The organism is Clostridium hydrogeniformans DSM 21757, from assembly GCF_000686705.1.
In the GTDB taxonomy this organism is placed as follows: Bacteria; Bacillota; Clostridia; order Clostridiales; family Clostridiaceae; genus Clostridium_Z; species Clostridium_Z hydrogeniformans.
In genome coordinates this window covers 1-12654 of the sequence record NZ_JMLJ01000006.1, presented here as the reverse complement: position 1 = coordinate 12654, position 12654 = coordinate 1, and the positions used below count along the sequence as shown (strand labels likewise).

Sequence of the window (12654 nt, the reverse complement as noted above, 5' to 3'; positions counted from 1 at the left end):
AGTTATGGAAAAAAATATATGTGTAGTAGGATTAGGATATATAGGATTACCAACATCAGCTATGTTTGCATCTCATGGGCATAAGGTTATAGGTGTTGATGTAAATAAAAAGGTTGTAGAAGAACTTAATAAAGGAAATATAATTATAGAGGAACCAGGTCTTGGTGAACTAGTTGAAAGCGTTGTAAAGGAAGGAAATCTAAAAGCTCAGATTACTCCAATTGAATCAGATGTTTTTATAATAGCAGTTCCTACTCCTATAACAGATGATAAAAGGGCAGATTTAAGTTATGTGAAGAAAGCTACTGAATCTATAGTTAAATTTATAAAAGAGGGAGATATAGTAATTCTTGAATCAACATCTCCAACTGGTACTACAGAGGAGGTAATGTTACCTATACTTAATAGAAGTGGATTAGTAGCAGGTAAAGATTATTTCTTAGGACATTCTCCGGAAAGAGTTCTTCCAGGACAAATACTTCAAGAGCTTATAAATAATAATAGAATAATTGGTGGAGTTAATAAGGTATCAGCAGAAGCCATAAAAGATTTATATAGTTCTTTTGTTAAAGGAGAAATGTATTTAACTACAGCTACAACAGCAGAAATGTGCAAAATGATGGAAAATACCTTTAGGGATGTTAACATAGCATTAGCCAACGAACTTGCAAAAATATGTGAAAAGGTAGGAATAAATGCATGGGAAGTCATAGAACTTTGTAATAAGCATCCTAGAGTTAGTTTGCATCAGCCAGGTCCGGGTGTTGGAGGGCATTGTCTTGCAGTAGATCCATGGTTTATAGTAGAAAGAGTACCTGATATTGCTAATATAATAAAGCTTTCAAGGGAGACTAATGATTCAATGCCACAATATGTTTTTAATAGAATAGGGGAATTATTGAGCTATGAAAAAAGGAGAAGAAAAGTAACAGTTCTCGGAATAACTTATAAACCTAATATAGATGATATGAGAGAAAGCCCTATAACAGAAATAATAGACAAGTTAGATAAATCAGATTATGAATTAGCCATAGTTGATCCATATGTTAGTGGATTTAGACATGAAGAGAGGGATATACTTAAAGCTTGTACTGGGAGTGATTTAGTATTACTTGCTGTAAATCATAATCAATTTAAGGAGTTAAATTTTAAAGAGATAAGCGAAGTTATGAGAGGAAACTTGATATTTGATACAAGGAATTTTTTGAATAATGAAGATATAATTAATAGCGGTTTAGCTCATATAGTATTAGGTAATTCAAAGAGAAAAAGTACTTTAAGTTATAATGAAGTAGCGATTACCCAATAGAGTAATATATATTTTATATTTAAATAATTATAATTAAGTTAATATAAAGGGAAGATAAATATATGAATTATAAAAAACAATTCTTAAGTGGAACAAAATGGAATGCGGTTAGAATGATTACGCTTACTTTAACTCAACTTATATCAGTATTAATAATAGGTAAATTTATATCTCCTAGGGAATATGGATTATTTGGAATGGTTAATGTGTTTATTGGGTTGGCTTATGTTTTTACAGATGCAGGTTTTAGTAATGTAATTATATATAAGCAAGAAAATGATAGCAATAAATTATCATCAGTATTTTGGATTAATGTAATTGTGGGAGTCATTATATCAATATCTATTTGTATAATTGCGCCTATAGCAAGTAGATATTATAATGAGCCTCAATTAAAAAATTTAATTATTATATCGAGCATTAATTTTATTATTTTGCCATTAGGTCAAATATTTATATCATTAAGTAAAAAAGATTTGAAATTTAGACAGATTGCTTTAATAGATATATTGTCTAATATATTACAAATAGTATTTATTATAATTTTTTCGATTATTGGATTAGGAGTTTTATCTTTAATATATGGAAAGATAGTACAAAGTTTAATAAGTTCTACTTTATACTTTTTATTTAATAGAAAAACATATAAAATAAATTTCTATTTTAATTTGAAGGAAATACAGGATTTTATAAGTTTCGGTTTATTTCAATTAGGTGATAGAATAACCAACTATTTAAAATCTAATATAGACTATCTAATAATTGGAAAGTTTGTTGGAGCAGAAACATTAGGAATATATACATTGGCATATCAACTAATAATGATGCCTATACAAAAAGTGAACCCTATTCTTATCGACACTGCTTTTCCTATATTTGTAAAATTCAAAGATAACGATGAAAAAATAAATAAAAATTATTATAAATTACAACAAATTATAGCATACATACTAATGCCTATATTTGCATTAGTATTTATACTATCTGAGGAATTTATAAATCAATTTTATGGAGTTGGTTGGAGTAAAGCTATAGTACTATTAAAAATATTCTCTTTCTTAGGAATAATAATAAGTTTAGGTAATCCTATAGGATGTTTATTAAATACTAAGGGACGACCAGATATAGGATTTAAGTGGAATATAATATCAATGGTTTTGGTAATGGTTTTTAATTTGATTGGAATTAACTGGGGGATAGTTGGTGTAGCTATTTCTACAACAATATATAATCTTATTATATCTTGGCCAGTAGATTTTTATATAAGATTTAAATTAAGTAATATGAGAATAAGAGACTATTTTTATAATTTAAAAAATCCATTTATAATTTCTTTATGTATGTTTTTTATAGTTTTAATAATAAGGTATTGTTCTAAATTGATTATAAACAATAATAGTTTAATAATTATTATTTGTTCTTTGAGTGGAATCCTTTTATATTTTTCTTTAATTAGATATTTTAATTTAGAATTATATAGAGAAATAAAAAATAAAGTATAAATATTAAATTCTTAAATAGATAGTTCAGGGAGGGTATTATTTTGCTCACAATTTTATGGATTAGTATAATTTTTACAATCTTTTTTATTAAAAAAAAGATGTTATATTATATATATCCAATACTAATAATCTCTGTTCCTTTTAATGAAAATGTTAAAACTATATTAGGCTTAAGAGGAACTTTTAATGGCTTTACTGTAGATGTTTTTAATTTAATATTTATTATCTTATTACTTATGTGTACATATGATTTTATAAAATATGGATTTAGATTTAAAGTTGATAAACTTGATTTTATAGTACTTATTTTATCAATCATTTTAGTAATATATATATTTATAGGATATATAAATAAAAATATATATTTAAGTGAAGATTTAAATATATATTTTAAAAATTTATTTATTTACTTTATATATAGAAATGAATTAACAACATTAGATAAAATAAAAAAACTAATGCGGTATCTTATTTCATCAGGAGTAATTTTTTCTATAATAACAATATTCATTTTTTTTAATAAAGATAGATTATTGCCTATTATATATGACGAAATATTATTATCATGGTGGGGAGACAGAATAACATTTAGTAATACTTCTGTGCTTATGTGTTTAATACTATTAAGCTTCATTGTTAAGTTTAATAATAAGTATATTAAATATTTTAGTGTAATCTTAATGGGAACATCTATAATATTATCTCAAAATAGAACAATATTAATTCTGACCCCAATACCTTTATTAATTTTATTTATAGTGAATAAGGTTGAAAGAAAAAAAATTACAACTTTAATTAATAGTTTTTTAATATGTATTTTAATTATTTTATTAGGGATATATTTTAAGGATAATATAATACATAATATACAGACATCTAATAATCCGCTTATAAATAGATTAAATAAAATGTATTATGAATTACTTTATGATGATTTAAATGTAAGAAAGGTTACAGATAATTTTAATAAACAACTTTTGAAACAATCAAACTATTTAGGTTACGGAATAGGAAAAGATTTAATCTTATATAATATTGATTATTCAAAATCAAAATCTGGTACATTTATTGATAATGGAATTTTAACGATATCAATAAAAATGGGAATATTTTCATCAATATTAATATATATAATTTTTATATATATTAATATAAAGGTTTTAACACTAAATGATCTTAAAATAAGTCATAGAACATCAACTGTATGCTGTATTATAGTATTTTTTATTTTGACATCAATAATAAATGCACAAATAATATATTCTTTACCAGTATATATAGTATCTATTATTTTTACGATATCTATTATCTTATTTTCTCAGAATAAAAAATCAATAGTATGATGACAAGAAATTATTAAATAACAGAGGAGAGAGAGATGAGCACAGTTAAACATATTTTATTAATACCATCATGGTATAAGAATCATGAAAATCCACATTTAGGAACATTTTTTACTGATCAAGCATTAGCTTTAAAAAGGAATAATATGGAAGTTGGGTTAATTTTTTGTGAGTGCAGAAGTTTAAAAAGTTTTTCTATGTTAGAATTTAAAAATACACATTTTAATTATGAGCATTTTAATGATAGGGGAATAAACACTGTAAGATTTAATGCCTGGAATCCATTTCCTAAAATGAAGAGATTATCTACAAGATATTGGGTTAACAGAACTGTAGCTTTATTTGAAGAATATATAAGTATTTATGGAATTCCAGATATAATACATGCTCATTCTGCTATATATGCCGGATATGCTGCAAGCATTATTTCTAAAAAATATAATATACCATATGTTTTAACTGAGCATTTTACGGGTTATGCAAGAGGAATAGTTAAGGGAAATGATATGAAATTAGCTAAAAAAGCATTTGAAATGTCATCATCAAATATAGCTGTAAGTACTCCATTTGCTAAATTATTAGAGGATCAATTAGGACTAGATAGAGAAAGTATTAATGTAATCCCTAATTTAATAGATACTGATTTTTTTTATAAATATAATGAGAAGGATAAAGAAAAATTTATATTTCAAACTACCGCTTTTTTAACAGAGAAAAAAAATATTAGTTTTTTAGTTGAATCTTTTTATATAGCATTTAAAAATTCAGAAAATGTAATGTTAAGAATTGGTGGAGATGGTGAAGAGAAAGATAATCTTAGTAATTTAGTCAAGAAATTAGGGATTGAAAATAAAGTTGAGTTTTTAGGAGCGCTAAATAGAGAAGAAGTTAGAGATGCTATTCATAAAGCTAACGTTTTCGTTTTACCAAGTAGATATGAAACTTTTGGAGTGGTTTTAATTGAAGCCTTATCTACAGGAATACCAGTTATAGCAACAAGATGTGGGGGACCAGAAGATATTATTCAATATGATGGGTTAGGAGAAATTATTAATGTTGATGATAAAGAGGCTTTATCTAGAAGTATGATGTATGTATATAAAAATTATGATAAATATAATCAAAATGAAATAAGAAAATTTATTATTAATAACTACTCTCAAGACTCTATAACAAGAAAAAATATAAATATTTATAATGAAGTTTTATATAATATTTAAAAAGATTAATTTTATAGGATAAAGGTGATTGTAAAATGAATAGCTTTATTTCATTAATTTCAAAGAAGAAAATAAATCATATTTTAAGACTAGAGAAAGAAAATAAATGTAATTATAAAGAATTAATTAATAATTACTTAGTAATAAAGAGCAATACAATTAAAAAATTTGAAAAAGATAAAGGGTTATTTGAAAGTAATAATTTAGTTATTTTTATTGAGGGAGTAATTTTAAATTTAAAAAGTCTATTCTTAGAATACAAATTTGATAATTTAGAAACGTTAATAGAGGGAATGTACTTTAAAGATGGAGAAAAATTTTTTAACAGGTTTAGGGGAAGCTTTTGCGGACTTATATACGATAAAAGAGATGGAAGAACTATAGTTTTTACTAATCATATAGGTGATAAACAGGTGTTTTTTTATGAGCATGAAGATTTCATTGTAGTCTCTTCTAATATTGATAATATAAATAGATTTTTAAAGGATAATAATGTGAAAATTACATTGAATGAAAATGCTGCTTATGAATTGTTAACCTATGGTTTTATGACAGGAAGTAATACTTTAATTAAAGAAATTAGTAAACTTGAGGCAGGTACATACATTAAATTTAACGAAAAACTAGAGATTTATCGTTATCATAAATTCACAAATGAATTAATTAAAGATATTACAGAAGATGAAGCTATAGACAGGATAGATATTTTATTTAGAAATGCAGTTAAAATGGAGTTTGAAAAAGACCTTGAGTACGGATACAAGCATTTATGTAATCTAAGTGGTGGATTAGATTCAAGAATGATTAATTGTGTAGCAAGAGATTTAGGATATGATAATATATTAAATATTACTTATTGTAAAAATAATTACTTGGATGAATTAATAGCAAAACAGATATCAACTGATTTAGGAAATGAGTTCTTATTTAAGTCATTAGACGATGTTTCTTTTATTTATGATATTGATGATGTAGTAAGAAAAAATGGTGCAATGAGTTGTTATTCAGCTTTAACTGGAGGTAAGAATTTTTTTGAAACAATAAATTTTTCAAGGTATGGTTTAAATCATACTGGGCAATTAGGTGATGTTGTTATAGGAACATTTTGTACTAAGGCTAAGCACTTAAAACCAATTAATATATTAGGAACATATTCTAATATATTAATTGATAAACTGGATAAAAAGCATTTAAATAAATACGAGAGTGAGGAGATATATCAATTTTATACTAGAGGTTTTACAGGATGCCTAAATTCTCATTCTTTAACTCAAGAATTCACAGAAGTTAGTTCACCTTTTTTAGATATAGATTTAATGGAATTTTGTTTATCAATAAATCCTGAAATGAGAATTAATCATAATTTATATATTAAGTGGATAATGAAAAAATATCCTAATGCTTCTAAGTATAAGTGGGAAAAAATAGATGGGAAAATATATACTAATAAGAAATTGTTAAAGATTAAATCAAAAATAAAACGAAGTATTATTAGTATAATTAATGGTCAATCAGAGTTCTATAATATGAATCCATTTGAATATTGGTATAAAACTAATATAAATATGAGTAGATTTATGGACAAGTATTTTAAAGATAATATAGAAAAATTAAATAACAATAAAGAACTTAAAGAAGACGCAATAAAAATGTATAATACTGCAGATGCACGTGAAAAAACTCAGGTATTAACATTGTTAGCTTTTTTAAAAGTTTTTTAAACATAAAATACAAATATTTAATCGATAAATAAGAATTTATAAATATACTAAAACATATTCACTGTAAATATATTTCTTATGTAAAAATATTTATAATATTTAAAGTAAATTTAGTTTATATATTACAAATAGATAAAAGGAGAGAAAATGAGAATTTTAGTCATTAGTAATCAGTTACCACCTTTCACAGGTTCGGGAAATATAAGAGTTATGAATTATATCAATTACCTATGTAGGTTAGGAAATAAAATAGATGTAATAACAGTAGAATATCCTAAAGATTGTATTGCTTATGATCAATCCTTAGAAGATGTATTTATTGATGGAGTAAATTTATATAGAGTAAGAAATATGAAATTCTACAAATATTTTTACCAAAAAAAACCGATTGAAACAGGTAAGTCTAACAGAACTATAAGTTCAAAGATAAAAATTAGGATTTCAAAATTTATAAAACATAATTTTGTTATACCTGATGAGTATATGTTTTGGATAAATAATGCATTTAAAAAATCTCAAGAGTTAATGAGTAAAAATAGTTATGATATTATTCTGTCAATACATGAAAGACCATCATCACATTTAGTAGCATTAAAATTAAAGAATAAATATCCTAATGTTAAGTGGGTTGGATATTGGAGTGACCCATGGAATGAAGATTCATTAAGAAAAAACAGAGGAATAATTAAGGCTACAATAGAAGAAATGTTAGAAAAAAAAGTTGTTGAAAAAGTTGATAGACTTTTATTTACAACTAATAAGACATTGGCTTTATATGAAAGAAAATTTAATATTGATAAAGAAAAATTAGACATAGTTTATAGAGGATATAATTTGGATGAATATGTGAAAAATAAAGGGATAAGAAATAGGCTTAATTATATAAAACCAGATAAATTTAATATAATACATACAGGTGTAATGTATTCTGATTTAAGAGATATTACACCATTAGTTAATGCATTAAATATTCTTAAAATTAAATATGAAGAAATATATAGTAAGATTAATATAATCTTCATAGGTTTTTTTACAGATTATAATGATAAATGCATGTTAAATAAATTTGAATGTATAGAAATACATGACCCTATACCGTTTAAAGAAGTAATTAAATATATAGAAAATGCTGATACTTTACTTTTATATGGAAATAAAAATAGTACTCAAGTTCCAGGAAAAGTTTTTGAGTATATTGGAAGTGAAGCACCTATATTAACAATATTAGGTGATGAAAAAGATGAGTTAAGAGATTTTATGAAAAATATAGATAAAGGACCTGTTATTTTAAATGATGAAAAAGAGCTAATATTAGGAATAAAAGAATTATTTAAGGAAAATAAGAAGTGGAAAAGACGTATAGAGCAATATGAATGGGAAAATGTTGTTAAAGATTTAGAGATAAAATTAAAATCTTAGATAAAAAAGTAAAATATAATTAGTTATAAAATGGTATTAATATAATAAAAAAGCTATAGTGTTTTATTATTGGATATAAGTTAATCTTAAATTAAAATATATAAATGATAAGTATTATAAATTATTAAAAATAAATTAAATCTAAATGTAAAAAAAAATAGAGTGTTTCTAATATAAATCAAGCTATCAATATTTAGAGGTGTATATGATTAATATAATAAGTTTTATTATAAGCAAAATAAAGAAAGAAAAATATGAATTAGATAGAAATATAAAGATAGGATATCTTTTATCACTTATAATTAATAAAGTTATAAGTTTATTAAGAGGATATAAAAGTAAGATATTTATAAAAAAATGTGGTAAAAATTTCTTTGTCGAGAAGGGTGTCATTATAAAATATAAGAACAATATTAATATAGGCAATGGAGTAACGATAAAAAGTTATTGTTATATAGATGCTTTATCAAGAAATGGACTGGTTATTGGTAATAATTGTTCTATTGGAAATTATTCACGAATAATTTGTACTGGTTCATTAAAGTTTTTAGGATATGGCATAAAAATAGGAAATAATTTTGGTTGTGGAGAATGGTGTTTTTTTGGGGCAGCAGGAGGAATTACTATTGGGAATGATGTTATAATGGGACAAAATGTTAGATTCCATTCTGAGAATCATAAATTTAAAGATATAAGTATACCAATAAGAAATCAAGGTGTTATTAATAAGGGCATATATATAAGTGATGATTGTTGGATAGGTTCAGGCGTTGTATTTTTAGATGGAGTAAAAGTTGGTAAGGGATGTGTTATTGGAGCTAATACTCTAGTTAATAAAAATATACCAGATTATAGCATAGCAGTTGGAAATCCAGTAAAAATAATTAGAAGTAGAATGGAGGAAGTTAAGTGAGGGTACTTCACTATTCATTAGGATTACCTCCTTATAGAACTGGGGGATTAACAAAATATTCTTTGGACTTAATGGAAGAACAAATAACTCAGGGACATAATGTATCAATGTGTTATCCAGGTAGTTTTAAACTTAATAATAAATTAGAAATACAATTGAATACAAAATATAGAGATATATCTGTATATGAGTTAATAAATCCACAATTAGTACCTTTACTTGGAGGAGTAAAGAATCCGGCTGATTTTATTAAGGGTAAAAATGAAGATATAATAAGAAAATTTTTGATAGATATAAATCCTCAAATCGTACATATTCATACACTTATGGGATTACCAAAAGAGTTTATAAAGATAGCAAAGGAATTAAGAATAAAAACTATATTTACTACTCATGATTATTTTGGCATATGTCCGAAAGTAAATTTAATAGATAATGATGGAATTATATGTTCAGATTTTAGGGAAGGAGAAAAATGCATAGAGTGTAATAAAAGTGGATATTCAAAATTCTTAATATATTTTATGCAATCGAAAATTTATAGAAAAAATAAGAATAATAGTATTCTTAAAACTTTAAAAAAATATAAAAGAGGAAAAAAGATTAAATATCGAGAAAATCAAGTTTCAGGCAAATATTGGTATGATAATAATTTAGCTAAGGATTATATTAAATTAAGAAAATATTATTTAGAAATGCTAAAAAGTATTGATTTAATACATTTTAACAGTAATATTTCAAAAAAGGTATATGAGCAGTATGGCATAAGACAAGGACATGTTTTAGAAATAACTCATAAAAATATTATAGATAAAAGGAAAATAAAAGAATATAGCTCAAAAATAAAATTTTTTTATTTAGGAAATATAGAGAAACATAAGGGGATATTTTTGTTATTTGAAGCTCTACAAATGATTCTTGAAGAAGGATATAATAATTGGACTTTGAATATATATGGAAATACATTTGAGATTGATGTAAGTGACAAATTAAAAGATCATATTAATTTTCATGGCAGATATAATTATGAAAAACTAGAAAATATAATGTATGAAAATGATGCTCTTATAGTTCCAAGTATATGGTATGAAACATTTGGATTTATAGTTAAAGAAGCACAGAGTTTTGGGGTTCCAGTAATAGTAACTGATTGTGTAGGTGCAAAAGATATAATTAAAGATAATGATGGTGGTCTAATAGTTTATCCAAATAAAGAACATCTTAAAGAATCAATATATAAATATATTAAAAATAAAGAATTAATTTCTCAACATAATAAGAATATATGTAAAAAAGATATTGATTTTAGTATTGGAGAGCATGTTAATAAGTTAGTCGAAACTTATTATAAATAAGTACTGTTAGAAGAGAGGGAAATAAATGAAAGATATTTTTATAATAGGATCAAAAGGTATACCAGCTAATTATGGTGGGTTTGAAACTTTTGTCGAGAAGCTGACAGAGAATAGATGTAGTAGTAATATAAAATATCATGTTTCCTGTTTAGCAAAAGATAATAATGAATTTCAATATAATAAGTCTAGATGTTTTAATGTAAAGGTACCTAATATTGGTCCAGCTAAAGCAGTCTATTATGATATTTTAGCATTAAAAAAATGTATTGAATATATAAAGAATAATGATATAAGAGATCCGATAATATATATATTAGCTTGTAGAATTGGACCATTTCTAGGATACTATAAAAAACAGTTAGTGAAATTAGGGGCTAAAGTATTTGTAAATCCAGATGGACATGAATGGAAAAGAGCTAAATGGAATAAAGTAATAAGATGGTATTGGAAATATTCTGAGAAACTTATGGTTAAATATTCAGATTTATTAATATGTGATTCAAAAAATATAGAAAAATATATATTAGAAGATTATAAAAAATATAATCCTAAGACTATATTTATAGCATATGGAGCTGAAGTTAACACTTCTAATTTGAAAGATAATGATACAAAGATATTATCTTGGTATCAAGATAATAAAATAAATGCATTTCAATACTATTTAGTAGTTGGAAGATTTGTTCCAGAGAATAATTATGAATTAATGATTAGGGAGTTTATGAAATCTGATACTCAAAAGGATTTGGTTATAATATCAAATGTAGAAAAAAACAAGTTTTATGAAAGTTTATTAAAAAATACAAACTTTAATAAAGATAGAAGAATAAAATTTGTTGGAACAGTATATAATCAGGAACTACTAAAAAAGATAAGGGAAAATGCTTATGGATATTTTCATGGGCATGAAGTCGGAGGTACTAATCCATCTCTATTGGAGGCATTAACTAGTACTAAATTAAATTTTTTATTAGGGGTAGGGTTTAATATAGAAGTTGGAGAGGATGGAGCTCTATATTTTTCAAAGAAAGAAAAAAATTTAGCAGATTTAATAGATAATTCAGATAATCTTTCAGAAAGTTATATAGAAGAGCTAGGATTTAAAGCTAAGAATAGAATAATTAACAATTACTCATGGGAAAAAATAGTTAATGAGTATGAAACGTTATTTTTATCTAATTAAGGGGTGGAAATATGAAGGGAATTATACTTGCAGGGGGATCAGGCACAAGACTTTACCCAATAACAAAGTCAGTATCAAAACAAATATTACCTATATATGATAAGCCAATGATTTATTATCCTTTATCAGTATTAATGCTAGCAGGAATAAAGGAAATACTTTTAATATCAACACCAAGAGATTTACCATGTTTTAAGGAACTTTTAGGAGATGGTAGTGAGCTTGGACTTAGTATTTCCTATGCAGTTCAAGAGGAACCAAAGGGCCTTGCAGAAGCATTTATAATAGGAGAAGAATTCATAGGAAATGATAGGGTAGCCTTAGTTCTTGGAGATAATATATTCTATGGTTATGGATTCTCAGAAAGACTTGAAAGAGCAGTAAACAGAAAAGAATCCACAATATTTGGATATCATGTAAGTAATCCAAAGTCCTTTGGAGTGGTAGAATTTGATGAAAACTTTAATGTGGTTTCCATAGAGGAAAAACCAGAAGAGCCTAAGTCAAACTATGCAGTACCAGGACTTTATTTCTATGATAATAATGTGGTAGAAATATCTAAGAATGTAAAACCATCAGCTAGAGGAGAACTTGAAATAACTTCTGTGAATAATGAGTATTTAAGACGTGGAAGTCTTAAGGTGGAATTATTTGGACGAGGTATGGCTTGGTTCGATACAGGAACTCAT

10 protein-coding genes are annotated in these 12654 nt (G+C 24.8%); all 10 read left to right on the top strand.

Translation table 11 applies throughout. The features are described 5' to 3' along the window. Window positions 1-4 precede the first annotated feature (4 nt). On the top strand, window positions 5-1309 hold the full coding sequence (locus BR69_RS0102725; RefSeq protein WP_027631816.1) for a nucleotide sugar dehydrogenase: 1305 nt from the start codon (window positions 5-7) through the stop codon (window positions 1307-1309). A gap of 62 nt (window positions 1310-1371) precedes the next feature. After that, window positions 1372-2811, top strand: a complete 1440-nt coding sequence (locus BR69_RS0102720) for an MOP flippase family protein (protein WP_027631815.1) — start codon at window positions 1372-1374, stop codon at window positions 2809-2811. A 41-nt stretch (window positions 2812-2852) separates the two neighbouring features. Continuing rightward, window positions 2853-4154 (top strand): hypothetical protein, encoded by a 1302-nt coding sequence (locus BR69_RS0102715; RefSeq protein WP_027631814.1) that lies wholly within the window; start codon window positions 2853-2855, stop codon window positions 4152-4154. A gap of 35 nt (window positions 4155-4189) precedes the next feature. Beyond that, window positions 4190-5374, top strand: coding sequence for a glycosyltransferase (locus BR69_RS0102710; RefSeq protein ID WP_027631813.1), 1185 nt, complete (start codon window positions 4190-4192; stop codon window positions 5372-5374). Between the two features lie 35 nt (window positions 5375-5409). Further along, window positions 5410-7095 (top strand): asparagine synthetase B family protein, encoded by a 1686-nt coding sequence (locus BR69_RS0102705; RefSeq protein ID WP_027631812.1) that lies wholly within the window; start codon window positions 5410-5412, stop codon window positions 7093-7095. Window positions 7096-7242: 147 nt separating this feature from the next. After that, window positions 7243-8514 carry a glycosyltransferase gene (locus tag BR69_RS0102700; RefSeq protein WP_027631811.1) on the top strand — a complete coding sequence of 424 codons (1272 nt, stop codon included), beginning with the start codon at window positions 7243-7245 and terminating at the stop codon, window positions 8512-8514. A gap of 205 nt (window positions 8515-8719) precedes the next feature. Further along, window positions 8720-9427: an acyltransferase gene (locus BR69_RS0102695; RefSeq protein WP_027631810.1), complete on the top strand. Its 708-nt coding sequence runs from the start codon at window positions 8720-8722 to the stop codon at window positions 9425-9427. Beyond that, a complete protein-coding gene (locus BR69_RS0102690) occupies window positions 9424-10782 on the top strand; it encodes a glycosyltransferase (protein WP_027631809.1) in 1359 nt (452 codons plus the stop codon). The genes BR69_RS0102695 and BR69_RS0102690 overlap by 4 nt, the downstream gene beginning before the upstream one ends. 25 nt (window positions 10783-10807) lie before the next feature. Next, window positions 10808-11965 (top strand): beta 1-4 rhamnosyltransferase Cps2T, encoded by a 1158-nt coding sequence (gene cps2T / locus BR69_RS0102685; protein ID WP_027631808.1) that lies wholly within the window; start codon window positions 10808-10810, stop codon window positions 11963-11965. A gap of 11 nt (window positions 11966-11976) precedes the next feature. Then, a partial coding sequence (gene rfbA / locus BR69_RS0102680) for a glucose-1-phosphate thymidylyltransferase RfbA (RefSeq protein ID WP_027631807.1) occupies window positions 11977-12654 on the top strand: 678 nt, incomplete at its 3' end.

Bases quoted from the DNA above. Each gene is read 5' to 3' on its own strand.
- BR69_RS0102725 (WP_027631816.1), top strand. From the start codon at position 5: ATGGAAAAAAATATATGTGTAGTAGGATTAGGATATATAGGATTACCA.
- BR69_RS0102720 (WP_027631815.1), top strand. From the start codon at position 1,372: ATGAATTATAAAAAACAATTCTTAAGTGGAACAAAATGGAATGCGGTT.
- BR69_RS0102710 (WP_027631813.1), top strand. From the start codon at position 4,190: ATGAGCACAGTTAAACATATTTTATTAATACCATCATGGTATAAGAAT.
- BR69_RS0102705 (WP_027631812.1), top strand. From the start codon at position 5,410: ATGAATAGCTTTATTTCATTAATTTCAAAGAAGAAAATAAATCATATT.
- BR69_RS0102700 (WP_027631811.1), top strand. From the start codon at position 7,243: ATGAGAATTTTAGTCATTAGTAATCAGTTACCACCTTTCACAGGTTCG.
- BR69_RS0102695 (WP_027631810.1), top strand. From the start codon at position 8,720: ATGATTAATATAATAAGTTTTATTATAAGCAAAATAAAGAAAGAAAAA.
- cps2T (WP_027631808.1), top strand. From the start codon at position 10,808: ATGAAAGATATTTTTATAATAGGATCAAAAGGTATACCAGCTAATTAT.